Source organism: Streptococcus sp. E29BA (genome assembly GCF_041807805.1).
Classification (GTDB): Bacteria; Bacillota; Bacilli; order Lactobacillales; family Streptococcaceae; genus Streptococcus; species Streptococcus entericus.
Map to the genome: position 1 here is coordinate 13,928 of NZ_JBGTZA010000011.1, position 25,500 is coordinate 39,427.

The 25,500-nt window shown below is 44.6% G+C and carries 34 protein-coding genes and 1 pseudogene; 8 read left to right on the forward strand and 27 right to left on the reverse strand.

The annotated features are described in order from the left end of the window. From ACERC8_RS03755 to ACERC8_RS03790, 8 genes are all read right to left on the reverse strand, one after another. Entirely contained in the window at positions 1-1,254 is a 1,254-nt protein-coding gene (locus ACERC8_RS03755; protein WP_373658559.1) for a competence/damage-inducible protein A, read from the reverse strand. A 26-nt stretch (positions 1,255-1,280) separates the two neighbouring features. After that, positions 1,281-1,847, reverse strand: a complete 567-nt coding sequence (locus ACERC8_RS03760) for a DNA-3-methyladenine glycosylase I (RefSeq protein ID WP_373658560.1) — start codon at positions 1,845-1,847, stop codon at positions 1,281-1,283. Continuing rightward, a complete protein-coding gene (locus tag ACERC8_RS03765) occupies positions 1,810-2,172 on the reverse strand; it encodes a hypothetical protein (protein WP_373658561.1) in 363 nt (120 codons plus the stop codon). Before ACERC8_RS03765 ends, ACERC8_RS03760 begins: the two co-directional genes overlap by 38 nt. 84 nt (positions 2,173-2,256) lie before the next feature. Then, a complete protein-coding gene (locus ACERC8_RS03770; RefSeq protein WP_373658562.1) occupies positions 2,257-2,937 on the reverse strand; it encodes an ABC transporter ATP-binding protein in 681 nt (226 codons plus the stop codon). Then, a complete protein-coding gene (locus ACERC8_RS03775) occupies positions 2,930-3,817 on the reverse strand; it encodes a hypothetical protein (protein WP_373658563.1) in 888 nt (295 codons plus the stop codon). The genes ACERC8_RS03770 and ACERC8_RS03775 overlap by 8 nt, the downstream gene beginning before the upstream one ends. Positions 3,818-3,841: 24 nt before the next feature. Then, entirely contained in the window at positions 3,842-4,729 is an 888-nt protein-coding gene (locus tag ACERC8_RS03780; protein WP_373658564.1) for a hypothetical protein, read from the reverse strand. Between the two features lie 24 nt (positions 4,730-4,753). After that, a complete protein-coding gene (locus tag ACERC8_RS03785) occupies positions 4,754-5,629 on the reverse strand; it encodes a hypothetical protein (RefSeq protein WP_373658565.1) in 876 nt (291 codons plus the stop codon). 182 nt (positions 5,630-5,811) lie between these two features. Then, positions 5,812-6,147, reverse strand: a complete 336-nt coding sequence (locus tag ACERC8_RS03790; protein ID WP_149036268.1) for a hypothetical protein — start codon at positions 6,145-6,147, stop codon at positions 5,812-5,814. 305 nt (positions 6,148-6,452) lie between these two features. Here ACERC8_RS03790 and ACERC8_RS03795 point away from each other — a divergent pair, with 305 nt between their 5' ends. Further along, a complete protein-coding gene (locus ACERC8_RS03795; protein WP_373658566.1) occupies positions 6,453-7,304 on the forward strand; it encodes a helix-turn-helix domain-containing protein in 852 nt (283 codons plus the stop codon). 23 nt (positions 7,305-7,327) lie between these two features. On the opposite strand, the gene ruvA is transcribed toward ACERC8_RS03795, so the two are convergent. Further along, entirely contained in the window at positions 7,328-7,927 is a 600-nt protein-coding gene (gene ruvA / locus ACERC8_RS03800) for a Holliday junction branch migration protein RuvA (protein WP_373658567.1), read from the reverse strand. Positions 7,928-8,081: 154 nt separating this feature from the next. Between ruvA and ACERC8_RS03805 the strand changes: the two genes are divergently transcribed. Beyond that, positions 8,082-9,107, forward strand: a complete 1,026-nt coding sequence (locus ACERC8_RS03805; protein ID WP_373658568.1) for a low specificity L-threonine aldolase — start codon at positions 8,082-8,084, stop codon at positions 9,105-9,107. Between the two features lie 91 nt (positions 9,108-9,198). Here the strand turns inward: ACERC8_RS03805 and ACERC8_RS03810 are convergent, their stop codons facing one another. Continuing rightward, positions 9,199-11,094, reverse strand: coding sequence for a M13 family metallopeptidase (locus ACERC8_RS03810; protein ID WP_373658569.1), 1,896 nt, complete (start codon positions 11,092-11,094; stop codon positions 9,199-9,201). A gap of 360 nt (positions 11,095-11,454) precedes the next feature. Here ACERC8_RS03810 and ACERC8_RS03815 point away from each other — a divergent pair, with 360 nt between their 5' ends. From ACERC8_RS03815 to ACERC8_RS03840, 6 genes are read left to right on the forward strand one after another with little or no spacing between them, the layout of a single operon-like run. Then, positions 11,455-13,407: a DHH family phosphoesterase gene (locus ACERC8_RS03815; RefSeq protein ID WP_373658570.1), complete on the forward strand. Its 1,953-nt coding sequence runs from the start codon at positions 11,455-11,457 to the stop codon at positions 13,405-13,407. Between the two features lie 5 nt (positions 13,408-13,412). Next, a complete protein-coding gene (gene rplI / locus ACERC8_RS03820; protein WP_373658571.1) occupies positions 13,413-13,865 on the forward strand; it encodes a 50S ribosomal protein L9 in 453 nt (150 codons plus the stop codon). Positions 13,866-13,907: 42 nt separating this feature from the next. Next, positions 13,908-15,260 (forward strand): replicative DNA helicase, encoded by a 1,353-nt coding sequence (gene dnaB / locus ACERC8_RS03825; RefSeq protein WP_373658609.1) that lies wholly within the window; start codon positions 13,908-13,910, stop codon positions 15,258-15,260. An 11-nt stretch (positions 15,261-15,271) separates the two neighbouring features. Further along, entirely contained in the window at positions 15,272-15,826 is a 555-nt protein-coding gene (locus ACERC8_RS03830; RefSeq protein ID WP_373658572.1) for a hypothetical protein, read from the forward strand. Between the two features lie 13 nt (positions 15,827-15,839). Further along, complete coding sequence (locus ACERC8_RS03835; protein ID WP_373658573.1) at positions 15,840-16,133, forward strand: Veg family protein; 294 nt, start codon at positions 15,840-15,842, stop codon at positions 16,131-16,133. Position 16,134: 1 nt separating this feature from the next. Continuing rightward, a complete protein-coding gene (locus tag ACERC8_RS03840; protein WP_373658574.1) occupies positions 16,135-16,818 on the forward strand; it encodes an NAD(P)H-dependent oxidoreductase in 684 nt (227 codons plus the stop codon). Between the two features lie 635 nt (positions 16,819-17,453). Here the strand turns inward: ACERC8_RS03840 and ACERC8_RS03845 are convergent. The 17 genes and pseudogenes from ACERC8_RS03845 to ACERC8_RS03925 all read right to left on the reverse strand — a co-directional run bounded on the left by ACERC8_RS03845 (position 17,454) and on the right by ACERC8_RS03925 (position 25,445). Next, on the reverse strand, positions 17,454-17,858 hold the full coding sequence (locus ACERC8_RS03845; protein WP_373658575.1) for a type II toxin-antitoxin system HicB family antitoxin: 405 nt from the start codon (positions 17,856-17,858) through the stop codon (positions 17,454-17,456). Between the two features lie 52 nt (positions 17,859-17,910). Next, positions 17,911-18,099: a type II toxin-antitoxin system HicA family toxin gene (locus ACERC8_RS03850; protein ID WP_373658576.1), complete on the reverse strand. Its 189-nt coding sequence runs from the start codon at positions 18,097-18,099 to the stop codon at positions 17,911-17,913. A 250-nt stretch (positions 18,100-18,349) separates the two neighbouring features. Next, positions 18,350-18,790, reverse strand: a complete 441-nt coding sequence (locus ACERC8_RS03855) for a DUF1492 domain-containing protein (RefSeq protein ID WP_373658577.1) — start codon at positions 18,788-18,790, stop codon at positions 18,350-18,352. 145 nt (positions 18,791-18,935) lie between these two features. Next, complete coding sequence (locus ACERC8_RS03860) at positions 18,936-19,316, reverse strand: replication protein (protein ID WP_373658578.1); 381 nt, start codon at positions 19,314-19,316, stop codon at positions 18,936-18,938. Continuing rightward, positions 19,301-19,513, reverse strand: a complete 213-nt coding sequence (locus ACERC8_RS03865) for a hypothetical protein (protein WP_373658579.1) — start codon at positions 19,511-19,513, stop codon at positions 19,301-19,303. Before ACERC8_RS03865 ends, ACERC8_RS03860 begins: the two co-directional genes overlap by 16 nt. Then, on the reverse strand, positions 19,510-20,319 hold the full coding sequence (locus ACERC8_RS03870; protein ID WP_373658580.1) for a hypothetical protein: 810 nt from the start codon (positions 20,317-20,319) through the stop codon (positions 19,510-19,512). Before ACERC8_RS03870 ends, ACERC8_RS03865 begins: the two co-directional genes overlap by 4 nt. A 79-nt stretch (positions 20,320-20,398) precedes the next feature. Beyond that, entirely contained in the window at positions 20,399-20,554 is a 156-nt protein-coding gene (locus tag ACERC8_RS03875; RefSeq protein ID WP_373658581.1) for a DUF2292 domain-containing protein, read from the reverse strand. A 29-nt stretch (positions 20,555-20,583) separates the two neighbouring features. Then, positions 20,584-20,799: a hypothetical protein gene (locus ACERC8_RS03880; RefSeq protein ID WP_373658583.1), complete on the reverse strand. Its 216-nt coding sequence runs from the start codon at positions 20,797-20,799 to the stop codon at positions 20,584-20,586. Further along, positions 20,796-21,239, reverse strand: a complete 444-nt coding sequence (locus ACERC8_RS03885) for a hypothetical protein (RefSeq protein WP_373658584.1) — start codon at positions 21,237-21,239, stop codon at positions 20,796-20,798. The genes ACERC8_RS03880 and ACERC8_RS03885 overlap by 4 nt, the downstream gene beginning before the upstream one ends. A gap of 277 nt (positions 21,240-21,516) precedes the next feature. Next, positions 21,517-22,989, reverse strand: coding sequence for a phage/plasmid primase, P4 family (locus ACERC8_RS03890; protein WP_373658585.1), 1,473 nt, complete (start codon positions 22,987-22,989; stop codon positions 21,517-21,519). A 62-nt stretch (positions 22,990-23,051) separates the two neighbouring features. Continuing rightward, positions 23,052-23,934 (reverse strand): annotated as a pseudogene (locus tag ACERC8_RS03895) (primase alpha helix C-terminal domain-containing protein). Next, entirely contained in the window at positions 23,931-24,083 is a 153-nt protein-coding gene (locus tag ACERC8_RS03900; protein WP_373658586.1) for a hypothetical protein, read from the reverse strand. The pseudogene ACERC8_RS03895 and the gene ACERC8_RS03900 overlap by 4 nt, the downstream one beginning before the upstream one ends. Positions 24,084-24,093: 10 nt before the next feature. Further along, complete coding sequence (locus ACERC8_RS03905; RefSeq protein ID WP_373658587.1) at positions 24,094-24,363, reverse strand: hypothetical protein; 270 nt, start codon at positions 24,361-24,363, stop codon at positions 24,094-24,096. Between the two features lie 87 nt (positions 24,364-24,450). After that, positions 24,451-24,690 (reverse strand): DNA-binding protein, encoded by a 240-nt coding sequence (locus ACERC8_RS03910; protein ID WP_373658588.1) that lies wholly within the window; start codon positions 24,688-24,690, stop codon positions 24,451-24,453. A gap of 4 nt (positions 24,691-24,694) precedes the next feature. Beyond that, positions 24,695-24,931, reverse strand: a complete 237-nt coding sequence (locus ACERC8_RS03915) for a hypothetical protein (RefSeq protein ID WP_373658589.1) — start codon at positions 24,929-24,931, stop codon at positions 24,695-24,697. Next, positions 24,924-25,139 (reverse strand): hypothetical protein, encoded by a 216-nt coding sequence (locus ACERC8_RS03920; RefSeq protein WP_373658590.1) that lies wholly within the window; start codon positions 25,137-25,139, stop codon positions 24,924-24,926. The genes ACERC8_RS03915 and ACERC8_RS03920 overlap by 8 nt, the downstream gene beginning before the upstream one ends. A 3-nt stretch (positions 25,140-25,142) precedes the next feature. Then, positions 25,143-25,445 (reverse strand): hypothetical protein, encoded by a 303-nt coding sequence (locus ACERC8_RS03925; protein WP_373658592.1) that lies wholly within the window; start codon positions 25,443-25,445, stop codon positions 25,143-25,145. Positions 25,446-25,500: the final 55 nt, after the last annotated feature.

The window sequence follows — 25,500 nt, forward strand, 5'->3', positions numbered from 1 at the left end:
TTATACCATAGTTTTGTCAGAACAGATAGCCTGACGAACGAGATTTAGGACGTGCAAGACGGCAATCTGACGGATATGCTGCCTACCACGGTCACCGATGGTCAACTTGTGACTTATGACGCCATACTCTGTTGCAAGCCCCAGATAAACCGTCCCAACGCTCTGTCCCTCCAGCTCTTCTGGACCAGCCACACCCGTCAGGGCAACTCCTAAATCACTACCTGTCAATCGCCTACTCTGCTCTGCCATTGCCTCCGCAGAAACCGCCGATACTGTCCCGTGCTGGCGTAACAGCTCAGGTGAGATCCCCAGCATCTGCGCCTTTTGTTCCAGACTATAGGTGACGAAACCACCTTTGAAAATAGCTGAGCTACCGGCCTGTTCTGTTAGGGTTGCTTGCAAGAGCCCGCCTGTCAGGCTCTCTGCTGCGGTCAGGGTCAGCTGGCGCTCCTTGAGCAAATTGACCACCACAGCTGCGAGCGAGTTGTCCTCGCCATAGCCATAGAGACAGTCCGCTAACCCCTCATGGGCTAGAATTGTCGCCTCCAGCTGGTCAAATGCAGCATCTGCCAACTCTTGACGACTACTTTTGGTCGACAAGCGTAGGGTGACCTCGCCTGTCTTGGCATAAGGAGCGATGGTCGGATCTGTCTGATTGGCGATGAGGTCTGCGAGCACGGTCACTAGTTGACTCTCCCCAATCCCGATAAACCGTAAAACACGGGAGTAAAGCCGCTGTCCATCGGATAAGAAGGGTAAGAGCTGTTCTTGCACCATGGGCTTGAGCTCGCTCGGCGGACCAGGCAGGACAACATAGGTCACCCCATCCTGCTCGACCAGCCCACCAACGGCCAAGCCTGTTCGGTTAGGCAGGGGACGACTACCATCCACCAGCTCTGCCTGCCGGTCATTGTTTGGGGTACGATGATAAGTGGGGCGGCTGGCAAAAAAATGGTCCAGCTTAGCCATCGCATCTGGATCAGCAATCAAGTCTCGCCCCAGAAACTCAGCCAAGGTCTGCTTAGTCAAGTCATCCTCGGTCGGACCCAAACCACCACAGAGGATGACTAGTTGACTTCGGTTTTTAGCCAGTTCAAGCACCGACAGCAGCCTGTCTCGGTTATCGCCGACCGCTGTCTGAAAGTAAACATCTACGCCAATTTCTGCCATTTTTTCCGCCAAATACTGGGCGTTGGTGTTGACGATTTGCCCTGTCAACAGCTCTGTTCCAACGGTAATCAGCTCTGCTCTCATAAGTCCTCCTAATCAGTTATTCGTAATCACTGGGTATTTTTGCAAAAACAGGTGTCTTCGTGGTCGTTAACCAATCCCGCAGCCTGTAAATACGAGTAAACACAGACTGGTTCGACAAAGGTAAAGCCCCGTTTTTTCAAGTCCTTGGACAGGGCTTGTGACAGGGTCGTCTGAGTGGGGGCTTGGCTGTAGTCACTGACAGGATTAACCTGAGGTTGACCATTTACCCAACTCCAGAGGTAGCGGTCAAAGCTGCCAAACTCAGTCTGCACTCGCTGAAAAGCCCGAGCATTTTTCCGTGTGGCATAGAGTTTGGCTCGGTGACGGATGATGTCTGGGTTGACCAGCAGACGGTCCAGCTCCTCGTCGGTCATCTGGGCCACCTTGTCCACGGCGTAGCCATGAAAAGCTGAGCGAAAAGCCGAACGCTTGTTAAGAACAGTTTCCCAAGACAGCCCTGCTTGATAGGTTTCTAGGCAGAGCAGCTCAAAAAGCTTGTGGTCGTTGTGGAGAGGGAGTCCCCACTCCTCGTCATGATAAGCAACATAAAGAGGGTTACTGATTTTCACCCAAGAACAACGTGTTTTTTCCATGGGATAAGTATAACATAAAAAGCACCTGATGAACTGTCAGTGCTTTAGAATATACTCTAACATGAGGTGTTTGGCCAATATAGCGCCGATAATAAACAATAATAAACCGATAACGCGAAAAAAGTCGCTGGGAAGGATAAAGAACAAGCCAACCTCCCAGATAAGGACGGGCAGTAACTGCCATCTGAGTTGGCTGAGAAATGATGCCGTTAGTAGCTGGTGGTGCGGTCTGCCTAACAGGTGATGAATGCGAAACTCTTTTCGCTTTGACAACATCATCATGTAAAAAAAGATTAGGTTTAGCAGATAAAGGGCGCTCAGCCAAAGCAGACCTTCTACTGGTTCTTTCCAGTGAAAAAAGATACTCATCAACAAACTGGTATAGAGGTTAAGTAAGCGAATCCGCCACTCATGCATCATCTGAGCCCCCTTGTGTCATCAGCTTCAAACGGTAATCGCTAATCTGGTAAACCTTATCGGCTATGGCTGTCAAGCGGTCATCGTGGGTGGCGATGATGATAATTTTCCCGTCGGCTTTTAAGGTGTTAAATAACTCTATGACCAGCTGAAAGTTGTCTGCATCAAGATTGCTAGTCGGCTCATCGGCAAGAATAATATCTGGGTCCAAAAGAATACTGCGGATAATGGCTGCCCGCTGTTTTTGACCGCCCGAGATGCGCTTGACCTTAGTCTCCAGAACATCTGATACCTCAAATTGGTCGGCTAATTGACGAGCCTTGTCTTCAAGGCTTGACTTGTCTGCTGAACGACGATACAAGGCAGGCAACAACAAGTTCTCAAGCACGGTGTAGTCGTCAATCAAGGCAAAATCTTGTAAGATATAGCCGATATGACGGTTACGAAAACGGCTCATCTGCTTATCATCTTGACAAAAAATCTCATTGCCACGGTAATGATAGCTGCCATCATCCATTGATTTTACCCCAGCTATCATATCCAGCAGGGTTGACTTCCCAATGCCGGACTTGCCCATCAGCAAAACGATTTGACCCGCTTCAACTGTCAGGTCTATGCCTGAAAAAATCTGCTTGTCCTTATAGGATTTTTTAACTTGTTTCAACTCAAGCATCGAGAAACCTCCTTAGTTGGTTTTTGATTAATTTTGAAACGATGGTAAGTACTAGCAATTGATAACCAAATAGATAAAGGGAATCCCATATCAAAAACTCTCGCCATGGGAAAATCACTATGATGCTAATCAGCGCTAGCAGAAACCCCAAGGTCGGCAAGACCGTGACTGACAACACCAATTGTCGATGCAGTTGAGTAGCCGACAGTCCCACTACACGAAGTAGGCGGATATCCTCTTGACAAATTGTCATGACAGAAACAACTGCCCAGTAAATCAGTAATAAGCCAAAGCCAGACGCCAGCACGTTGACCAACAGAGCAAAGAGAGCTCCGCCACCGTAATAGCCGATTTCTGATGCCGCTCGTTCTCTCAAGGATGTAAACATCATCGTCACATTTAAGCGACCTGCCGCCTTTTCTAATCTCTTTAGTTGTGACTGGTCAACATTGGTCACTAATAAATCAGCAAAAAACGTCGGGTGATAAAGGTCGTTTGCTAGTTGCGTTGACAACTCGGCTTCTGATAGAATCGGCATTTCCGAAATGCTTTGGTCACCTTTCAAATAGGTTCGTTTCCCTTTGTACAAACGATTATCGGAAGTATCTTTGAAAAACGTTTCCTTCAGCAAAACCATCAACTGCTGACGCTCGCTAGCCGTGTTCGGCAGTATACGACCATCAGTGTCTGTTTGCGGCATCACAAAGACATCATAAATATCATCGGACGATTTCTGATGAAGGGCTATAAGCCTTGGCAAATTTTCAACGAATAGATTGGTATTGTTCCACGATAGAACGGTCGTGATAAAGGTGAACAGGCTCATAATACCAAAAACATACCAGCGCTTTTTAACGATTGTCCAAAACACATACGCCATTGTTAGCTCCTTTGTAATGACAACTCAAGCATCGAGAAACCTCCTTAGTTGACTTGACAATAGTTTTGATATTATAAGTCCGATCAAAAACTGGTAACTAAATAGATAGATATAATCCCAAATGAGTATCGTACGACCAACAGAAATGCTGTGAATAAATAATAACGATAGGAAAATTCCAAACATTGGAGCGCTTAGCACCAGTATCAGCAAGTACCGATGCAGTTGAGACTTGGATAAGCCAATAATCCTCAATAATCGAATATCCTCTTGACAGATGATGAACAGAGAGTGGATAAGCCAGTAAATCAGTAATAAGCCAAAGCCAGATGCCAGCACGTTGACCAACAGAGCAAAGAGAGCTCCGCCACCGTAATACCTTAATTCACTCTGAAATCGCTTTTTAAGAGAGGTAAACATCAAGTTAATTCTTAGTTTTTCAGCTAACAACTCAGCTTGTTTTAAGTGTTCGGGAGATGTATTTGCCACTAATAAATCGTCAAAAAATTTTGGTTGAAAAATATGTCCTGCTAGCATCTGTGAAAGTTCGGACTGCTCTAATTTAGGCATTTCAGTCAATCCCTTATCGCCTTCCAAATAGCCCTGTTTGTCTGTATAAAGTTTATCTACACTCTTATTGTTAAAAAATGTGGTCTCTAGTAAGCCAATAAATTGTTGCCTTTCGCTAGAGGTGTTGGTTATGATAAGACCGTCTGATTCAGCATGAGGAACTGCCACAATTTCATAAACATCGGTTGATGATTTGTCATGAAGCTGCATGATATAGGGTAATTGGGTAAACAATAGATTGGTATTGTTCCACGATAGAACGGTCGTGATAAAGGTAAACAGACCCATGATACCAAAAACATACCAGCGTTTTTTAATGATTGTCCAAAACACATACGCCATTGTTAGCTCCTCTATGATATCAATTCAAGCATTTAGAGACTTTCTTAGTTGACTTTTTACAATAAAGTAAATCAAGCTTAGCACAAAAGCATTGAAGCAAAGTAAATAAATATAATCGTAGGCAATCGCACCAAAGCCAATGGCATGTGCAAAAATGATAACTAGGATAGAGGCTAAAAAAATTGGGCTAAATAGTAATAACGAAAAGCCAATACAAATGTCTTGCTTATTTGCTCCAACAATACTTAATAATCTGATGTCATCTTGATAGAGGTTTAAGCTTGTTTGTATCAGCCAATAGAGCAGCGCTAATACAAATATCAGAATAAATAGAGCTGCCCCTAGCCCGAATAAAAAGTTGACAACATAATAGTTCACTTCTGCCGATAAACGTTGGTTAAGTGACTCAAACGACATGTTTATATTAAGCGTTTTGAATTTTTCAGTAACGGCACTTAAAGTGGATTTTGACGTATTTCTAACAAGTAAATCATCTAAAAATAACTCATCAAGTGTACCTGAATTTGCAAAAGAAGATTTCTCCCTGAATTCTTCAAAGGTCAACTGTTGTAGACTTCCCCCTTCTATATATCCCCATTTATTGTAGTAGAGAGTTTCACTAATATCTTTGTCAAAAAAAGTTTCTTTGATAATGTTATAAAATTCTTCTGTTTCCTCTGAAGAATTTGGGATAATCCTCTGGTTGATGGTGTAAGGTAGATGAATGATTTCATAGTCGTTATCACTACGCTTATGATATAACCCTATCAACTGCGGTGCGTAACGAAATAAGCGACTAGACTCATAAAATGTCAAAAAATTCATGACAAAACCTAATAAGATAATTGACACAAAAATATACCAACGCCTGGCAATGAGTAGCCGATAAATATATCTCATCCAGAATTCCTCCATTTTCAATCCATCCCATTAGATAATACAGATGAGAGTGGGACAAAAATCGGTCATTCGTCAGAATTCAATGAGTCGTCCCACCTCCGCACAGTTGAGTAGGGCTGTGAAAGCTGATAAAATCAGCGAATTAGAGCCCACTCTATAATCGCTCTTGATATAGATGTTCATCACCATTGAGCATAAAATTGAGTGACGTAACGCCGACCTGAAATTAACGAATCCCAAACATAGGTTGTCTGATAATCTTCTGCGGCATCAGACCAAGATGGTACCAGAGCAGTTACGGAACCAACGACCCTACCATCTCTTTTATAAATTCCTCTTGCAGCACCTCGTGCTGCTTTCGTATAGGCTTCCCCAAAATAGCGCAATTGTAATTGCTCTGTACTTCTTACCCACTTAGGACCATTGCTGAAGGTTATTGCCTGAATAACTTGAGCAGTTCCTAAGCCAAGCAAAGATAGGGCAGTCAAGGTCATTAGTTTCTTTTTCCAATTTTTCATCATCAATTCTCCTTTACGTATTATAACATTTTGTTCGTTTTTTAGCACACATTAACTGTTAGTTAATCCATCGGACTCACCTTGATTCTATCTATTTATAATACTGCTTGCCGTAAAGCATTAAAGCAATATTAACCACGTCCAATCTAGGGATAAAACTGGAGCAATTAGACAGGTAGTAATAATTAGTTTAGCTAATATCAAGTTTTTCATTTTTCCTCCTTTTCTTTATTTTATGATACAATAAAAAGTAGATAAGCGATTAAAATGTAAACTTTTTTCACTTTTTATTTTAGGAGGATTTTATGAGACATGATTTTGGCTATATCTATAAAAAAATTCGAAAATCAAAAGGTTTAACCCAAGTTCAAGTTTGTGGCGATATGATTTCGAGAACCACACTGACCAAGATAGAAAGTGGCATAGTTGTCCCTAAGTTTGAAAACATGATTTTTCTCCTTGATCAAATCAACATGAGTTTAGAGGAATTCCGCTATATCTGTAACCACTATAGACCACGACAAAGAGAGCATATCTTTGAGAGAGTTTATAACTATAAATCAATAGCAGATAACACAGAACTCTACCAGATAAAATGCCTGTGTGAAGAACATCTAAAAACTCACCATGATATTCCCATAAAAAAACTCCTAGATAAAATCAATGTGACCCTCTTAGTTCGCAAGCAAGGTTTTTTAAATCCTTCTGAAGAACTACAACAGCTTACTAAAAGAATCTGGGACGAACTTGCTAAGCAAGATACTTGGTATGAACGAGACTTGAAAATGATTGGTGTGATTTTGTTTACCTTTCCTTTAGAAACGATTATTGTCACAACTGATAAACTGCTTGTCAGTCTCGAAAAATACAAGGATTACCGTAACATCAACGACCTAAAATACGCTCTCCTTGCCAACCTTTCCAGTATTTTTCTCTATAACAACCTCATCAAGGACTGTGAACGACTGACGATGATGATTGAAGACTTAGCTCGTGAGACCAAGCGTTATGACCAGCTAGGGTTTGCGCAGGTTCGCTTGGGCATTTGCCGTGATGACCGCGATTTGATTGACAAGGGGCTAGCACTCCTCGACCTAACCGGAGAAGAACAAATGTTAAGCAATTTTCGAGAAGAACTCGATAAACTGAAAAAATGAGCAGGTTGTCCTACTCATTTTTCTTATTTCATCAGCATCTTGAGCGCACCCTTGATGTAGTTCTCCGTTGTGTCTGTCGTGCCATCAAAGAAGGTCTTGATCTTTTTGAGCTCAGCCGCTTTGTAGCCGAGGGCCAGAAGGGCCTCTATGGCTTCTTCAAGAGCGGTGTTTTCTGGGGTCAATGGCAGAGCAGCTCTGCTATTGGCGTCAGCCGAAGTAGCCGTAGGCTCAAACTTGCCAGCCAAGTCCAGCACCATCTGCTGGGCTGTTTTTTTGCCGACCTTGGGGAACTTGGTCAGGTAGGTGATGTTGCTGCTGTCAATGGCGGCGACCAGCCCGTCATTGTCGTCCACTGCGATGATGGCGAGGGCGGTGGTTGGTCCAATCCCTGTGACCGAGATGAGGTTGAGGAAGACTTCTTTCTCACTTTCGCTGGCAAAAGCGTAGAGGAGCTGGGCGTCCTCACGCACCACCTGATAGAGGTAAAGCTGGACGTCCTGACCAACACGGTCTGAAAAACGGTAGGGATTGGCGATATGAAGTAGGTAGCCGATGCCATAAGCCTCGACCACGAGGTGCTTGGCGGTGATTTTGGTCAGTGTGCCTTTGATATAGTCGTACATAGAGTCTCCTTTATACCATTATACCACAGCAAGATAAAAAGAAAAATAGCCCATGAAGTGGTTCCGACACTGACATTCTCTTCCATCAGTGACAAAAAAATCTTGCTTTTTAACTAAAAAATGATAAGCTAGTCCTAACACGAAAGGAGATACCATGTTACATTTTGAAAATGATTATAACGAAGGGGCTCACCCCGAGCTACTCAAAGCCTTGTTAGAAACAAACACTGAAAATTTAGCTGGCTACGGGACAGATTACTACACCAAACGAGCAGCTGAAAAAATCAAGCTGGCCTGCCAATCACCAGATGCAGACGTGTTCTTTTTAACAGGAGGAACACAAACCAACCAAGTTGCCATCGCAAGCCTCCTTCGCTCCTATGAGGGGGTTGTAACTGTTGACACTGGGCATATTAACACCCATGAAGCAGGCGCGATTGAGTATACTGGTCACAAGGTCTTAACAATCCCTCACGAACAAGGCAAGCTCTCTGCCCATAAACTAAAGGCCTATCTCGAACAGTTTTACCAAGATGATGCCAAAGAACACATGGTAGCACCAGGTATGGTCTACATCTCACATCCGACAGAGTATGGCACACTCTACTCCAAAGCGGAGTTAGAAGCCCTCGCTTCAATCTGTCGTCACTACACCTTACCGCTCTTTCTTGACGGCGCACGCTTGTCCTATGGCTTAGCCGTGACCGAGACAGATGTCGATTTGCCGACAATAGCAGAGCTTTGTGATGTCTTTTACATCGGCGGCACAAAAATCGGTGCTTTAGCAGGTGAAGCCTTAGTCTTTACCAGACAGCCCATGCCGAAAAACTTCACCAGTATCGTCAAGCAACACGGCGCTCTTCTCGCAAAAGGGCGGGTTCTTGGTGTTCAATTTGATCGCCTGTTTACTGATGACTTACACCTAACTATTGGGCGTCACGCTATCAAACTCGCTGAACAAGTCAGAACGATTCTCCTTGAAAAAGGCTACCACCTTTACATCGATTCTCCGACAAACCAGCAGTTTGTGATCATCGACAATAGCCAGCTGAGCAAGCTCGCTGAGTCAATGGTCTATACCATCTGGGAACCTTATGATGATAACCGTACCGTCATCCGCCTAACAACCAGCTGGTCAACCACGCAGGAAGATGTCGACCAATTAAGAGAACTATTATAACAACGAATCTAACAACGAAAAAGTGGCGAATCGTTTGACTCGTCACTTTTACATCATTACCGTCAATCACTGACAAGACACTCGTCAATGACTACCAGATAATCACACGATCCGCTTCATCACGCCACATACCATCTGCTGGTGTGACCCCAAAGGTCTCATGGAATTCAGCAAAGTTTGGTACTTGCAAGTTACAACGCAAGTGACCTGGGGCATGGACATCAACACTAGCCAGCATTTGCATGTACTCCTCACGAGCTTTCAAACGCCAGATGGTGGCAAAGTTGGTGAAATAGTCTGCCGCTGAGAAGTCAGCTTCTTTCTTGGCAGCTTCTAAGGCACAGGCAAGACCTCCTAAGTCTGCCACGTTTTCAGATACCGTCAGCTGGCCATTGACCTTGGCACCGTGAGAATCCTGTCCATCAAAGAGAGCGACAACCTTGTCTGTCCGCTCTTTGAAGGCCGCGTAGTCCTCGTCTGTCCACCAGTTTTTCAAACTCCCATGCTCATCAAAGCTGGCACCGTTGGTATCAAAGGCATGGGAAATCTCATGCGCAATGACCGCACCGATCCCCCCATAGTTAGCAGATGAAGACTGCTCCAAACTGTAAAACGGCGCCTGCAAGATTGCCGCTGGGAAAACAATCTGGTTCTGTTGAGGGTCATAGTAGGCATTGACCATGTGAGCCGGCATGTGCCACTCGGACTTGTCAACAGGTTTATCCCACTTGCTCCAACCGTGACGGATAGAAATCTCTGCTAATTTCTGAACATTGTCGACTAGAGACTTGTTTTCATCGATGATTTTTTGCGCATAGGTCTCAGGGAGTTTTTCTGGGTAGCCGATGTGTGGCACGATGGTATTGAGTTTGGCGATGGCCTTGTCACGAGTCTCGGGCTTGAGCCAGTCGTTGGTCTCTAGGCGCTCCTTGTAAACTGCAATCATGGTTCTCACCTTGTCCTCAACGTCCTTCTTAGCTTCTGGCGAGAAGTAATTCTGCGCATACCAGAGACCGATGGCTTGGCTATAAGGACTTTGGGCCAGGTAACTAGCTGCTTTTTTCTTGTCCATGGCTTGTGGCGTCCCCGAGAGGTGACGCCCATAAGCTCCCGCTAAAACCCTGATCTCGTCTGTTAGGTAGCTGGTGTACTGTTGCGCCGCCAAACTCAAGAGACTTGCCTTGAGGGCTGGCCAGTTGGCTTCTGAATAAAATTCCTTAGCAAAGCCTGTCCAGAAACGCTCCTCGCGCACGATAACCTGCTCTGGCAAACGCCCCAAAATCTCTGTGAACACCCTATCCAGTGGCAACTCTGGTGTCAGAGCGGTAAAGTCTGCCCAGTCGTAAGGGTGGTAGTGCTCCACATACTTGGCTGACTCTTCGTTTGATAGGACATACTGGGCAATCTTGGCATCCAAGACGATGATCTTGTCCAGCATATCGGCAATCTCCTCAGCTGTAAAACCAAAGTGAGGTAGGAGCTCTTCCTGGCAGCTCCGCCATTTCGCCAACAACTCCGCTCCCTTCTCATGACCGTCCTCATAGTAGGTTGTGTCTGGGAGAATGGTATCCATACCATAAGCCCAAAGGACATTGTGCTGGGCGTTCATAAAGTCAGGCGACACCCCAAACGGCAGGAGGTTGGGCTTACCTGCAAACTCAAAGTCTACTAGTTTATCAGTGAAGGCTTTGAAAGAGTTGAGGGCACGAATTTCCTCGATCAGGGGCATGGCTGGCGCCACACCATCAGCCTCACGTTTGTCAAAATCAGCCGCCAAGCGATGGAACTTGACGAAGTTTTGCAGAATAGGATCTGTCGGCACATCCTCACCTGCCAACCACTTGTCCGTAGTCTCAAGCATGAGCTTTTCTATGCCCAGGTGCAAATCCATAAAGCCACCTGTCGTTGGCTTGTCATCTGGAATCACAGCTGTCTTTTCCCACTCACCGTTAACACTCTTGTAAAAATCATCTTGTAAACGTGTCATTCGTTCATACTCCTTTTCAGTTGCTGGATATTATTGTAGCAAAATTTTGACGTTTTGAGTAGAAAAAACGTTAAAGCCCAGCAAATTGCTGGGCTTTAACTAGGAGATTTATGAAAAAGATGAGTTAATGATAAGCCTTCTTCCTTAAAAGAACCTTAATCGTCAAGCAACCCACTTTACTACCTCATGATAACTTAGTAAATCCGTATAATAGCACCGACATTCATCGGACTTGCTTTGCCTATCTTTAAGGTATCCTGGCATGGTTGCCATACCGTCTCTACGGTCCTTCATTCCCAATCTAAAATTGCTATCCTTTAGAGCTTTTTTGTGATATAATAAGGCATTAAGAGGTTTAACATGAAAAAATTTCGATTTGATAAGAACCATCTCATCATGATTGGTTTGATTTGCTATGGCGTATTGGCTTTGGGTCATGTCTTGGTTGGGCAATCTATTTGGTTTTTCTTCTTGTTGCTGGGAGTTATGATTGCTCTGGTCGGTTTATCTTTGTACCAAAAGTTCAGCTATGATTTGTCTGAAAATGAACAAGTTGAACGGATAGCAGATCAAATGGAGGATAACTTAGCCACTTTGCTGGATCAGATGCCCGTTGGTGTGGTTCAGTTTTCTGAAGACCATCAACATGTGACCTGGTTCAATCCCTATGCTGCTCTGCTATTGACCACAGAAGACGGTGACTTTGATGCCAACAGTGTCCTTGAGTTGTTTAGGCATAACCATCAAGGAACTGTTAAACTTGGGGACACCCTCCTGATGGTGACGACGGATAGTGCTAAAGGGATGCTTTACTTTTGGCACACCTACCAACCAGAGGTTCAAGCACCAATCTTGAGCGAGTTTAGTCCGGTTATCGCGGTTGTTTCTGTTGATAACTATGATGACATGACGGACAATTTGGCTGATGCAGAGGTGTCACAAATCAACAGTTTTGTGGCGAATTTTATCTCTGATTTTGCCAATCAAAAGAAGATTTTCTATCGTCGAACCGAAATGGATCGGTTCTACTTGTTCACAGATTATTTGGTCTTGACGGAGTTAATTGAGGAAAAGTTTGCCTTGCTGGAGCAATTCCGTCAGGCAGCAAAGGAGCTTGAACTAGGCTTAACGCTGAGTATCGGAATTGCTTATGGTAGTCACGATTATCAGGATATCGGTCGAGTGGCTCAAAATAACCTTAACCTTGCCATGGTTCGAGGCGGTGACCAAGTTGTCGTCAAAGAGAACCTGCCAGATAAAGATGTGCAGTATTTTGGTGGCGGTAGCACCTCTACCGTCAAACGCTCTCGGACACGCACCAGGGCGATGATGTCTGCTATCTCAGAGAAAATCAAGCATGCTGATAATGTGTTTGTCGTTGGGCATAAGCAGACGGATATGGATGCTTTAGCTGCCAGTGTCGGTATGCAGGTTTTTGCGTCACAGGTGATTGATGAGGCTTATGCAGTGTATGACCCAGAGAGCATGACCGATGATGTAGCGCGGGCTATCAGCTATTTAAAACATGACGAGAGCACACGACTACTAACACTGGCAGAAGCTTTTGGTCACCTTAAACGGCGTTCGCTTTTAATTATGGTTGACCATTCAAAACTCGCGCTGACCTTATCCCAAGAGTTTTATCGGCAGTTTCGTGAGGTGATTATCGTGGATCATCATCGCCGAGATGAGGACTTCCCTGACAATGCCAGCCTTAGTTTTATCGAAACAGGAGCTAGTTCAGCCAGTGAACTCGTCACCGAGCTGATTCAGTTTCAAAACGCCCCTAAACCGATTAGTCGCTTGCAGGCTAGCGTTTTAATGGCAGGCATCATGCTGGATACCAAGAATTTTTCTGCCAGAGTAACCAGCCGTACCTTTGATGTGGCGAGTTACTTGCGCCGATATGGTAGCGATAGCGTCGCTATTCAGACAATCTCCGCTCAAAACTTTGACGAATACCGTCAAATAAACCAGCTGATTATGGCAGGGCAGCTCGTCGGTCAGCGGGTCATTATCGCTACAGGTGATGAAAATGTCGTCTATACCAATACTCAGACAGGCAAAGCAGCAGATGCCCTTCTTGAGATGGCTGGTATCGAAGCCAGCTTTGTCATCACCAGAACAGCGAATGGCACTGTCGCTATTTCTGCGCGCAGTAAAAAAGATATCAACGTGCAGCGCCTGATGGAGCGCCTCGGCGGTGGCGGTCACTTCAATGTGGCAGCCGCCCAGTTGGATAGCCAATCTACACGACAAGTTAGGGATATTTTACTAACCGAAATAGAAGAAATTACGATAGACAAGGAGTAACGAGTATGAAAGTTATTTTTCTACAAGATGTTAAGGGAAAAGGTAAAAAAGGTGAGATTAAGGAAGTTCCTACGGGCTACGCTCAAAACTTTCTTATCAAAAAAAATCTCGCCAAAGAAGCCACTAATCAAGCGATTGGTGAGTTAGCAGGTAAACAAAAATCTGAAGAGAAACACGCTGCTGAGCTCTTAGCCGAAGCCAAACGCTTGAAAACTGAGTTGGATAAGGAAGAGCATCGTGTCCAATTCTCTGAAAAGGTTGGGCCAGACGGTCGTACCTTTGGCTCAATCACTGCCAAGAAAATTGCCGAAGAGCTGAAAAAACAGTTTGGTTTGACTGTTGATAAACGAGGCATTCAACTAGACCATCCGATTCGTGCTATCGGCTTGATCGAAGTCCCTGTGAAACTTCACAAAGACGTTGATGGGCAAATCAAGCTGCACATCAAAGAAGCTTAAATCATCTAAACAGGAGGTGTCCTCGTGACAGAATTTCAAGAAATGCGGGTACAACCCCAAGACTTGTTAGCTGAGCAATCTGTCTTGGGCGCTCTTTTTATTGCACCTGATAAACTGGTCGGGGTGCATGAATTCATCAATCCAGAGGATTTCTATAAGCCTGCTCACCGTATCATTTTTCAAGCCATGCTTTCCTTGAGTGACCGTCGCGAAGCCATCGATGCAACCACAGTCCGGTCAATTTTGGATAATCAGGGTGATTTACAGGCTGTCGGTGGCCTGACCTACATCGCAGAGCTAGTCAATAGCGTTCCCACATCAGCCAATGTTGACTACTATGCCCAAATCGTTGCTGAAAAGGCTATGCTTCGGCAAATCATCTATCGGCTTACCGCGTCGGTTAATCAGGCCTACGATGGCAGTCTGTCACCTGAGGAAATATTAGCAGAGGCTGAAAAAGCTCTAGTTGATGTCGGTGAACACCATCATCGCAGTGGCTTCAAACGAATCGCTGATGTTCTGGCACTAAATTACGAAAATCTTGAGGTGCGTGCTAATCAGACAAGTGATGTCACTGGTTTGCCAACTGGTTTTCGGGACTTGGACAAGATTACCACAGGTTTGCATCCCGATCAGCTCATCATCCTTGCGGCACGTCCTGCAGTCGGAAAAACCGCCTTCGTCCTCAATATCGCACAAAACGTTGGTACCAAGCAACATCAGCCCGTCGCTATCTTCTCGCTGGAAATGGGCGTAGAGAGCTTGGTCGACCGGATGGTGGCTTCCGAAGGTGTGGTTGATGCCCATCGTTTGCGGACAGGGCAACTGACTGACCAAGATTGGCAAAATGTCACCATAGCCATGGGCAACCTTGCCAAGGCACCGATTTACATTGACGATACCCCAGGGATTAAGATTACAGAAATCAGAGCACGTTCCCGCAAACTGGCTCAAGAGTTAGGACAGCCCTTGGGACTGATTGTTATTGACTACCTGCAGTTGATTACGGGTACACGACCTGAAAACCGCCAACAGGAAGTGTCAGATATTTCTCGCCAGTTGAAAATCTTAGCCAAGGAATTAAAAGTTCCTGTTATCGCCCTCAGTCAGCTCTCTCGTGGGGTTGAGCAGCGGCAGGACAAACGCCCAGTTCTATCTGACATCCGCGAATCGGGGTCCATCGAGCAAGACGCGGACATCGTTGCTTTTCTTTATCGCGATGATTACTATGACCGCGATAACAAAGACGCGGACGGTAATGACAGGCTACCCGATAATATCATTGAAGTTATTCTGGAAAAAAACCGAGCAGGAGCCAGGGGAACCGTTAAATTGATTTTCCAAAAAGAATACAACAAGTTTTCTAGTATCGCACCTTATGAAGAGAATAGGTAGGGGAGAAACCAGTGAAAAAGCGATTGTTGGGCGGTATCTACGAATACTTGATCAAGGGAGTGGTGCTACTAGGTACCTGTTTATGGGTATTTGTTACTGAACGGCAAGAGGCTGATAACATAGGCTACATGTCTATGGCAGTTTTTACCGTGCTTGGACTGGGCTTATTAGTCTGGGCTGGGAAAATTATTCTTGCTAACCAAAAGAATTATGCCCAATTTTTCAATCAGTTTCCTGAATTAAACGGTCAAATATCTGCTCTTGAGACGAGGGCTAGCTTTATTGACCATCAGTTTGGTTTGCTCATCTACAAGGGACACCTGATTTCTTATCGCGTCGGTCAATTTACAGTTGTGCCCTTAGCTAGGGTCTCTCGGCTGAGTTACTATAAAGTTAGTGGGAGCTTAAAACGCTTGCCAAAGGTATACTTGATTGCTGACTTCTTGGATGGGGCAAAGCCAGTCTACCTGCCCATTAAGGCTCTGACCTTGAACAGTCCTAAGCTTTGGCTAGAAGCAGTACACCACGACATTCTTAAGGATTTCCCACATATTACATACCATTAAAAAGGAGAAACACATGAGTGATGCATTTACAGACGTTGCAAAAATGAAAAAAATCAAGGAAGACATCAAGGCTCACGAGGGGCAAATTGTCGAATTAACCTTAGAAAACGGGAGAAAACGAGAAAATATTAAGCAAGGTCTCCTATCAGAGGTTTATCCCTCCTTATTTGTCATCGAGTTTACCGATGAATTGACAGGTCAAACCTCCATCGAGTCTTATACCTACTCTGATATTTTGACAGAAAAAACGCTGATTCGTTACTTGGATGAAACAGAGGATACCATTAAAGAAGAACAAGGAGAATAGTATGGACCACCAGGAAATGAGACATGCCATTAGAACGGCTAGTGATTTTCGAACAGCCGTTCGTGTCTATAGCGAACAGCAGTTAGCGAGGGAAGACGTTGAGCTACTCCTTGATATCGCTCACCAAAGTCCTAGCTCTGTCGGCTTAGAGGGCTGGCGATTTATCGCTATTGATAATCATAAACTGGACAGTCAGTTGAAAGATGCTCTAAAGACCGTTTCTTGGGGAGCCATTCCGCAATTTGAGACAGCCAGTCACTTCTTTTTTCTGGTCGCAGAAAAAAATGCCCGCTACGATAGCGAGAGCATGCGGCAAAGTTTAGTGCGACGAGGCTTAACTAGCGAAGCTGATTTAAGCAGTCGTTTGGCGCTTTATAAGGCATTTCAAACACGCGATATGGCGATGGCGGACGATGAACGGGCTCTGTTTGACTGGACAGCCAAGCAGACCTATATCGTTCTAGGTAATGTGATGACTTGTGCTGCTCTTTTAGGGATTGACAGTTGTCCTATCGAAGGCTTCCATCAGGAAGAAGTCAATCGTCTATTGACAGAAGCAGGCATTATCGACCAAAACAAAGAAGGTCTAGTGACCATGTTATCTCTAGGCTACCGCTTACGTGACCCCAAACACCCTAAAACACGCAAACCGCGTGAAGAAGTTATTAGTTGGTTGACGGATTAAATCCAAATCACTCGTTTTCAAGGGTGGTTTTTACACCGCCTATAAGGTGATTCTCTCCAACCGCGTCAACGTCCAGGCTACTTGATTACTTGACTAACGCTCGTTGAATGGACGTTATCTTATTATGACTTTAAGCCATAATGAAAAGCCATTACGTTCTACAAGTCAGCTCTAGGAAATTTTTAAAAAGGGAATTTTTTCAAAGAGCAACATTTTCAGATACTTTATAATCAGATTAAAGCATTTTGTTGTATAGTCAAAATGGGCTTACCTTATCCTCCGTTACCCTACCCAAAAACCAGTATTTTCAAGGGTTTCAGCTAAAACACCATTGCGTTATTAAACATTATCGGAGGGCTAAAAGTCAGCAAAAAGTCAGTAAAAAACGACCTAAAAAGGTCATCTTTCCACGAGTTCAGCGGGCAAGGAACTAGCACCCCACAAGGTGCTTTTCTTTTGTGCTGAAAAAATAGAGTGTCCGCGCTCCAATGGGTGCTCGAACCTCTATCTTTAACTAAATTATACCACAATCACGCACCGCTTGCTACTGCGTTTTACTGTTTCCTAGTGTATTCTGATAGTATCGCCTCATGGGGTGCGTGATAGCAGCAGAAAAGCCCAGCTAGGGGCTAGGCTTATACTTGCAATTCCTCACGGATTGCCTTTTGCAAGAGCTGGGAAAAATTGACCTTTCTTTCTTTGCCAATCTCGACCAACCAGCTAGGCAAGGTTACTGTCTTATTGACGATTTTTGACCGCTCACGTTCACGCACCAGCTCACTATCCACCGTTACCGCTTGGATAATGTCATCATCGCTGGTCAGTTTATCCGCAAGAGCCTTGAAAGATGATACCGCTGGGAACTCCTTGCCCTCATCTTCAAACATAAGGGCGTAAATCTCCAGCACCTCACGGGCATTATAAACCGCCTCGCTCAATGTGTCTGCCTCACTAATCGCCCCTGGAAAGTCTGGGAACGTGATAGTATAACCGCCGTTTTCGTGGTCTGCCTCAAAAATAGCTAAATAAGTGTACTTCATAATCTTTGGTTAGCCGATGACCGCCCAAAAGGGCAAGGGGTAGAGCTTACCCCTATTTCTCGTTCAAGACTTTCAAAACATTGTTTAAGGTCTTAGGTTTATAGTCTTTTTGTTTTGGATTGCTGATTAGGACTGTTCTGCCGTCCTCATGTTCCCAAAGGGTATGAGACCCTTTGCCTTTATCCGTTGGGTAGAACCCTTTAGCCTTAGCTAGTTTCTCAAGTTCTCGCCGTGTGGTCATCGGCTATCTCCTTTCCTTATCTTTAACACTATTATACACTTGTTTGAAACACTTGTCAATATGAAACACTTGTTTTTTACAAATGTTTTATATACAAGAAAAAAGGGGGCCCTTGAAAATCCGTCGCCCTCTCAAACGCCATATAAAAGCCGTAGAGCGATTTTAGAGGGGGGTAGCCTATATTTAGCTAGTCGCTTGATTTGCCCTGTTCTCGTTGGTCTGTGTAGCCTGTGACAACCTCAGACTAATCTCAGCTCTTTTCATGGTCAGATTCTACATGATCTAACACCTCAGCAAGTTCAGAAAGTGCTTTTCTCAAGTATCTAAAAAATGTTTGTCCACTTACGCCCATTGCCTCCCCTGCCTCTATGTCTAATTTTTGCTGAACATAGTAAAGGTTTAATGCTAATCGATGCTTGGGGGTTTTTAGACTATCAATTAGGCTGACCAGCTCCATACGTTCTTTAGTCAACCTGTTAATTCTGTTCGTTATATCTTCCTTAAGCGTTAACTGGGCAACTAACTGATTTTCCGTAATGTTTACCCTGCTAGTCTGCACCCTAGTCTGCGTTAGTCTTGTCTGCTTAAAGAGACCTGTTTCCAAATACTGAAGTTCCAGATAGAGTGAGCTGATTTCCTTATCAATCCACTTAATACCCTCTAACCTCTGTTTTAGTTCTTCCGTGGTCATTGTTGCCCCTCCTGTGGTAGAAAGATTGTTGAAACTTTCTACCCTGCGGCCAAACCGCGGGGGTTTTTGCTATGGTTTATCCAGAGTATTTGTTCGTTCTGAAAATCACCACTTTCTAAATAATAAATCTTTATCTCATAACTTCTTATCGGTCTAGCATTTCCGAAAATTTGATTTCATACTCTTCCAGCACCTCTTGCACGCTCTCCACCTCGTGGGATTTGTAGGCCATGGAAAGGACAGTCTGGGCGGCCTGCTGCCTAGCATAAGGACTAGTATTAGCATCTAGCATAATTTCCCGCAAAACCTGCACCGCTTCAAGGCTAGCGTTTTGCAGCTGGGCTGTGGTCTGGGCCATCAGTTCACTTTTATAATTACGCCAAGCTTTACGAAACACAACAGATTTCAAATACTTTTGCCCTGTACTCCGTGCTATACCCGCCACCTCACACGCCTTCACAACACTAGGGCTGGTAGATAAAGCAAGCATAAACTTTTCTTGTTTAGGGGTCAGTTTCTCATCCATTCTAGTTCACCTCCTTGATCAGCTAATTGTTCTATGATACTTCTAAGAATGGGGGTAACCCGATACTTTTCCCAATCTATCGCTTCACCTTTTTGTAACGTTTGAATCATTTCATCAAAATCCGGGTACTTCCGATAATCGGGTTGGTTGGCAATTAATTTCCCTATTCTCTTTTTTACCGTATGACGGTTTATCATACAATTTTACCCGTGCCTTCGGTCTCGAATCCGTGGATAATCTTATTATTCAAATTTCTTAAGACTTGATGGGTATAGCGTCCTAAACCACCCATTCTAAACTCGGTTAATCTATATAAGCTAGGTTTAGAACGTAACTGATTTTCTAATGGATGCAAAATCTCATGATCGGTAGGGTTATTTTTACTCCGATAAGCATTTATAATTTTCAATGCTGATAAATGATAGTTGTATTCACTAGCTAGTTCAACCCTTGCTTGTTGACTATTGTCTTTCTCTAATAATGATGTGATATAAGCAATGTCACCGGCAGACAAGTCAGACGGCTTCAACTCGCTTTTTAAGGTTGCGAATGCCTTCTCCATTGAATTATAGCGAGTTTTTCCAATTTCAACTTGGAGCTCATGCTGACGGTCTCCAAGCTCCTTTAGTTGGATTTCAGTCTCACGCCGCTTGGCTTGATAAAGATTATATTTCCCTTCTTCGCTGTAATCGTTATTTTGTTCTAAATTTTTGACCCAGTTATTAAATTCATTTACTAATATCTGAGCATGATTTTCTAACTCTAATATCTCTTCAGCACGTTTGGCATTTGAGTACCCATCTAACGGATTTTCAAATTTTTTCGCTATCTCGTTAGTAAGTAACGTCCACGGGTCATTCTCTCCTAGCCCCACCTCTCTAGGGTCTGGGGTCGTTCCCTCAAAAGTTTGGCCGCTCTTTTTAGCTTTTTCCCAAGCTTCTTCTCCATAAGCCTTGATGCCTTTTGCGTTCGCTTCTTCAAGCATACGTTTATAATCTACCATTTTTATTCCTCCAAACTTTTATTAAAAACAAAAAGAGACGGCAAGATATTCCTATACCTTGTCGCCTCTTAAATCCTTGTTAAGTCAGCTTTTTATATTTTTTCCTATCGATTGTCTCGACTTCAGTAACTACACCATCCTGGATTTTTAAAGTGATACTTCCAAACTCTGGCTTTATTACTAAATCTATTTTACCATTTCTTTCAAAATAAATAAAGTCCTTTTCGATTTTCAATATTCCCCCTCCAATCTGTCTATATTTGTCTATTTCTGTTTGCTATCAAAAGCCCTAGCTATTCGCTCCAAGTCGCTTGATAGGTCTTTGTCATGCTCATAGGTCACCGATACTTTCCCCTTGCCGTAGTCAATGGCATAGGTCAGCCCCTCGTGACTGCCCACAAAATAGCCGACCAAGCCATTCTTAAAGGCTAGCATATCAGGGCGATAGGCAAAGGTATAGCTAAAAGTCCGCTCGGTCATTCGTCCACCTCATTTCTAGCTAATAGCCCACTTACCGCCATATCTTTTGCAAACTGTTCCCGCTGTGCCCCGTCAAGTTCCAGAACTTCGATAAGCTCACCCAGGGCTTGGGTATCGGTTTGGTTGACGAGTTTCTGCATAGTGGTCTTAAATTGCCCCTCCAGATACTCACCAAAGATTAACCGCTGGGCTTGTGTCGGTGTTTTACCTAGAGCCATATAGCAAGCCTCGGTAATTTGTGCAAAGAGCTTGGCTCTGGCTTCTGGGTGCTTATAGAGTTCATATACATTTAAGCTGGTATCAGTCGCTCGCAACTTTGCCCCAATCTCTAGCAGTTTTGGAATATCCTCATCCGTAACCGGGGTGTCGTCAGCCATGTAAATAGCTCTTTGCCGATCCATGTTTTCCAGCTCTTGCCCCAAAAAATCTGTCTCTGTCATCGTCTCGATTCTCCTTTTTTGTCTAAAATTATGTAAAATTTCCTTGAGGTGACCAACTTCTAAAAAACAATTGGTCACCTCAAAAACCAGCAGTATCAAGGGTTTTTAGCCCCAAAAAAGCGAGGTGACCAAGATTGAAAAAAATTAGTTCTATTTTTTATATATAGCTATATATACTTTCACTATATATATATATATAAATAAATAAAAATCTTGGTCACTTGGTCACCTAGTGCCGTAAAAGTCAGTCGTGGCAAGGGTTCTGCTGGGTGACCAACTAAAAAATCTCGGTCACTTCTTGGTCACCTTGGTCACCTTTTAGGCGTACCCCCTTGGGTTTGTTTTGTAACCTATCTCGGTAAAACCCCAGCGGGTCCAAAACGGCATAATCTTCCTCTCTGACGTGACCACTTTTTATTTCGTAGGTGCCTTCCGTTTCCCTGTTAAGCACCTCCACGACTTTCTTACCAAATCCCCACAAGTTAGCACTTTTGACCCCTTCATTCTCTACGTGTTCCTCTAGCCACATTTTCACAATCGGCAAGGGAACATGAACTAACTCATGATAACCTTTCAGGATGTACTCCGTAACCACAAAAGAGTAGTAAAAATCGTTATTCTCCTTGTACTCAGCTAGCAACAACTTTGATGCCATAGGTTCTACAAATTTTTCAAAATCGGCCATGTTTAGGATTTGGTGTAAAATCCACTCCAGCAGCTCTTTGTCCTTGACAAAGACCTCTTTAACCTCTGGACGTTCAGCCTCTCCATTAAAGTCGGCGTTAAATGGAACAACACACAGGCGACGATACCAGCCGTTTGAGCGGTTCCGACTTCGGGGCAGTCCATTGCCTGAAAAAATGCAAAGCAGTCTATAAGTCGCCTCATAGGGCTGTTGATGCTTCGGGTTAACCTGAATAGTGTCCCCCGTTACAACACTCATCAGGTCCGAAACGCTATCCAGGTACTTATCTGTGATATCGTCGCCGATATTACAAACCTTCCCGCTCAAGGCGGCTAGTAAATGCTTTTCGCCAAACTGATCAGGTTTTAGGCTACTGACATTCTCACGGCCGATTAAATTTTCAAGCAGGGCCTGGAAAGTCCCTTTTCCATTGTTGCCGCTACCTGTCAGGATAACCATCTTCTTCCTGGTTCGGTTTGGGTTGATGGCTTCATTCATAACCTGCCATAGGAGCGTGACGATTTCAGAATCACCGCAAGCTATGCTATCCAGCCACTTGTCAAAGTCAAACCACCCCCCTAGCGTAGGCTTCTGGGCCCCCTCTCGGTATGCCGTTTTAATCTTACTTGTTATGGCATAGTTAGGCGAGAACGGCTGTAACCACTTTGTTCTGAGATTAAAAACGCCGTTCGCAACTGGGATAAGGTTGTTGTCCTCAAAAGGTTTCATTATCCTCGTACTGGTCCGAATAAAGGCCCTTGTGTCAGCCCACACTCTAGGCTTTAATCTATTGTCAAATTTAGTGCATAGGCGGTTAAAAAGGTCAACGCTATCCGTATATAGCCCCGTGTCAAAGTTGAATAAATACAACGGGCTTTTATCAGTCGCACTTCCGTACCCGATGAAAGCAAAGTGGCAAACCTCCCTTAAGTTTTTGGCGACGTCTTTAGGTTCTGGGACAGGGGTAACGATTTTCTCGTTAGCCTTCCCTGCGTTGACAATATACTGGTGTTCCGCTCTCCAGATTTCACCCAATGCCTGCAGAGCGGCATAGAGCTCTTTCATACTCTCCGGCGCTGAAAAATCCCCTAACGCTTGAGCCTGTTCCAGCTCTTCCTGCAATTTTTCTAGTTCGATAATCCTAGTCCTCGCTTTCTGATTTCTGTTTTTACAATACTTTCAAAAGTCCGCTCCAGTTCGGCAAACGGCAGCGGATCCGCCGTAACACTATTTGCAACTTGCACTAACTCCCAAGCCGTGGCGACGTCACACCTCACTGCACGGCCGATTAGTAACCCCACAAAACGGGCCATGGCGACGTTACGTCCACCTTCACCGCCAAAACCATTGATAAGAACCTCCAAAACCCTCATGGTCACCGTCTGCCCCCTCCTGCCACTAGCTGCTTTTTTGGGGGCTATCTTCTCCCCTTACTGCTTGGGGTGCTTTATCCAGAACAGACTTGACAGGGTAATCCACTCCTCGGTTGATGATTTTCTGATAATCGGCTGGGTCTCCAGTGGTCACGGGTAGGCCTTGGAGCTGTGACCATGTTAGACTTGCCACGTCAAAAGGTAACCCTATCCGTTCGGCTATATCTGCAACAACGGCCCGATAAGTTGGTTCCCTCATGCTATGACTAGGCTTTACGACAAGCCTATAGCGGGGCTTCTGAGGCGTGTGCTTGATTGTTGGGTAAATTATCCATGAATACCCTTGGAGTGCCTTAGAAACAACCTCAGGGAAGTCTACGCCTGATTCAATCTCGTCATAATCAAGGAAAATCAAATCCCGATAGAGCAGACTGTCGTTATTGCGTTTCAATTCCCCCTGATCATTTGGTTCAACTTTGCCACTCAAACAATATGGGGCGTATGTGCGTTTGTACCGCTCGACGTCAATTCCTTTGGGAACGACGTGGGGGGTAAACTGGGCCACATACTCAAACGGGGCTTTTTTATCGTAGAGGTATAGACTATTGCCAAACCCTCGACTCTCGTAGATAGTCAACGTCTGCCTCCCTTCTGTCTCAGTTTTTTCAGTCGTTTTTGCTCCTGCCGCCGTTCCTTCTCCCCCTGAGGTAGCTGACGGCTTTTCTCTTTCAAGATAGCCCTCTGCGGTTTTTTCTCTCCTGGATGTGTTAATCGTCTACCTGTCATTTCCTACCTCCTAACTCACCGCCAAAAACTTGTAAATGTCAGTCTTGCGGTAATAGATTTTCTTGCTATCCTCCAGCGGTGGCTGGTAACGCTGCAAGCCTCCCAGCTTTTCCCAATTCCTCAAGGTCTGGCTGGATATATCCAACTTCTCCAGCAAAACCTCACGGGGGATTAAATCCAATGGATCAGCGTTAGCCTGCTGAAAAGCCACCAACTCGCTGAAACGGCGGTCAACAATGCCCAAAAGCTCACGCTCCGCCTCCTGTGATAATAACGCCATAGCCTAGCCCTCGCTTTCTAGCAATGTCCGCCACTCGGTCAAACTGCAATAGGTGACCACGTTCAAGCGGTTGGTCTGCTCTGTGGTTTAGTTGCGTAGAGCCTGCAACCCTTCCAAGCGTTCTGTCTCATCGGCTGGGATATAATAGCCGTGATTATCGCCACGCTCCCCAATAATGGGAACTCGGTACTTGCTTATCAGCCAGGAGATGATGTCCATAACTGACCGTTCTGAGATACTCACCGCCTGGGCTATCTCTTTGGCTGGTTTGGGGCGTTGTCGCCCTGTGGGTATCAATCCCAAGACCTGCATTTCTAGTCTCTCCATGTTCTTATGTTCTCCTTGTCTTTGCTTTTTCCAGTTGCTCCACTCGATGGGTCAGACTTTCCAAGACTGTCTGCTGGCCTGTAACAATATCGCTCAAGCCCCTTACTAGGTCAGTTAGTTGGATAACACTTTCTGTCATCATGCTATTAAGCGTGCCGTCGTTCTTGTACTCGGATAAGTCTAGGCTGACTTGCTTTAGGTCTTGGCGGTGTTGCTCCAAGCTAATAATCTTGTCACTCATGGGCAACCTCCTGGGGCTGATATTGCCTGTTAGCATTGGCTGTATGGTGCGTGATAAGGTGGTTCAGACTGTGTTTGATCACGTTCAGCGTATCTATAGCGGTCTTTTTGTCATCGTATACCAAAGCTAAGTCTATGACCTCTACCAAGTCGCACAACTGCCCACTCAAGCCCTCATAGTCTGCCGAAAAATCAATTTGTTTAGTCATGAGCTACCCCTCCATTTTAGACTTGGCATAAGCCTCTAGCTCTTTGGCGTTGTCGCACTCCAGTAAGTAAAAGGCTATGTTATCCAGTAGGGCATAGAGCTTTTGGTTTTGCTCAAAAGCTGTATTTAGGAACTTGCCACTAAGCAGGATAAATGTGTCTCGGTCTTTCCGCCGTGCCAATTCTAGCCCCTCGATGGCATGGTTAGTCATTTCTAGCCTGCCCATGATATCGGTTAGTTGGCTTCCTAGCTCTTTTAATTTTTGAGTTGATAGCTGGATTTTTTTGCTTGATGTTTCTTGTGTCATGGTTTACCTCGCTTGGTTTGATGGTGTTGTCTGTGTAATGCTCACGCTATCGGTG

Bases quoted from the DNA above. Each gene is read 5' to 3' on its own strand.
- ACERC8_RS03775 (WP_373658563.1), bottom strand. From the start codon at position 3,817: ATGGCGTATGTGTTTTGGACAATCGTTAAAAAGCGCTGGTATGTTTTT.
- ACERC8_RS03760 (WP_373658560.1), bottom strand. From the start codon at position 1,847: ATGGAAAAAACACGTTGTTCTTGGGTGAAAATCAGTAACCCTCTTTAT.
- ACERC8_RS03865 (WP_373658579.1), bottom strand. From the start codon at position 19,513: ATGATAAACCGTCATACGGTAAAAAAGAGAATAGGGAAATTAATTGCC.
- ACERC8_RS03860 (WP_373658578.1), bottom strand. From the start codon at position 19,316: ATGGATGAGAAACTGACCCCTAAACAAGAAAAGTTTATGCTTGCTTTA.
- ACERC8_RS03910 (WP_373658588.1), bottom strand. From the start codon at position 24,690: ATGGAGAGACTAGAAATGCAGGTCTTGGGATTGATACCCACAGGGCGA.
- ACERC8_RS03835 (WP_373658573.1), top strand. From the start codon at position 15,840: ATGAGTGATGCATTTACAGACGTTGCAAAAATGAAAAAAATCAAGGAA.
- ACERC8_RS03840 (WP_373658574.1), top strand. From the start codon at position 16,135: ATGGACCACCAGGAAATGAGACATGCCATTAGAACGGCTAGTGATTTT.
- dnaB (WP_373658609.1), top strand. From the start codon at position 13,908: ATGCGGGTACAACCCCAAGACTTGTTAGCTGAGCAATCTGTCTTGGGC.
- ACERC8_RS03845 (WP_373658575.1), bottom strand. From the start codon at position 17,858: ATGAAGTACACTTATTTAGCTATTTTTGAGGCAGACCACGAAAACGGC.
- ACERC8_RS03850 (WP_373658576.1), bottom strand. From the start codon at position 18,099: ATGACCACACGGCGAGAACTTGAGAAACTAGCTAAGGCTAAAGGGTTC.
- ACERC8_RS03770 (WP_373658562.1), bottom strand. From the start codon at position 2,937: ATGCTTGAGTTGAAACAAGTTAAAAAATCCTATAAGGACAAGCAGATT.
- ACERC8_RS03810 (WP_373658569.1), bottom strand. From the start codon at position 11,094: ATGACACGTTTACAAGATGATTTTTACAAGAGTGTTAACGGTGAGTGG.
- ACERC8_RS03890 (WP_373658585.1), bottom strand. From the start codon at position 22,989: ATGAAAGAGCTCTATGCCGCTCTGCAGGCATTGGGTGAAATCTGGAGA.
- ACERC8_RS03905 (WP_373658587.1), bottom strand. From the start codon at position 24,363: ATGGCGTTATTATCACAGGAGGCGGAGCGTGAGCTTTTGGGCATTGTT.
- ruvA (WP_373658567.1), bottom strand. From the start codon at position 7,927: ATGTACGACTATATCAAAGGCACACTGACCAAAATCACCGCCAAGCAC.
- ACERC8_RS03900 (WP_373658586.1), bottom strand. From the start codon at position 24,083: ATGACAGGTAGACGATTAACACATCCAGGAGAGAAAAAACCGCAGAGG.
- ACERC8_RS03855 (WP_373658577.1), bottom strand. From the start codon at position 18,790: ATGACCACGGAAGAACTAAAACAGAGGTTAGAGGGTATTAAGTGGATT.
- ACERC8_RS03815 (WP_373658570.1), top strand. From the start codon at position 11,455: ATGAAAAAATTTCGATTTGATAAGAACCATCTCATCATGATTGGTTTG.
- ACERC8_RS03870 (WP_373658580.1), bottom strand. From the start codon at position 20,319: ATGGTAGATTATAAACGTATGCTTGAAGAAGCGAACGCAAAAGGCATC.
- ACERC8_RS03805 (WP_373658568.1), top strand. From the start codon at position 8,082: ATGTTACATTTTGAAAATGATTATAACGAAGGGGCTCACCCCGAGCTA.
- ACERC8_RS03785 (WP_373658565.1), bottom strand. From the start codon at position 5,629: ATGAGATATATTTATCGGCTACTCATTGCCAGGCGTTGGTATATTTTT.
- ACERC8_RS03795 (WP_373658566.1), top strand. From the start codon at position 6,453: ATGAGACATGATTTTGGCTATATCTATAAAAAAATTCGAAAATCAAAA.
- ACERC8_RS03925 (WP_373658592.1), bottom strand. From the start codon at position 25,445: ATGACACAAGAAACATCAAGCAAAAAAATCCAGCTATCAACTCAAAAA.
- ACERC8_RS03915 (WP_373658589.1), bottom strand. From the start codon at position 24,931: ATGAGTGACAAGATTATTAGCTTGGAGCAACACCGCCAAGACCTAAAG.
- ACERC8_RS03880 (WP_373658583.1), bottom strand. From the start codon at position 20,799: ATGACCGAGCGGACTTTTAGCTATACCTTTGCCTATCGCCCTGATATG.
- rplI (WP_373658571.1), top strand. From the start codon at position 13,413: ATGAAAGTTATTTTTCTACAAGATGTTAAGGGAAAAGGTAAAAAAGGT.
- ACERC8_RS03780 (WP_373658564.1), bottom strand. From the start codon at position 4,729: ATGGCGTATGTGTTTTGGACAATCATTAAAAAACGCTGGTATGTTTTT.
- ACERC8_RS03885 (WP_373658584.1), bottom strand. From the start codon at position 21,239: ATGACAGAGACAGATTTTTTGGGGCAAGAGCTGGAAAACATGGATCGG.
- ACERC8_RS03920 (WP_373658590.1), bottom strand. From the start codon at position 25,139: ATGACTAAACAAATTGATTTTTCGGCAGACTATGAGGGCTTGAGTGGG.
- ACERC8_RS03790 (WP_149036268.1), bottom strand. From the start codon at position 6,147: ATGAAAAATTGGAAAAAGAAACTAATGACCTTGACTGCCCTATCTTTG.
- ACERC8_RS03755 (WP_373658559.1), bottom strand. From the start codon at position 1,254: ATGAGAGCAGAGCTGATTACCGTTGGAACAGAGCTGTTGACAGGGCAA.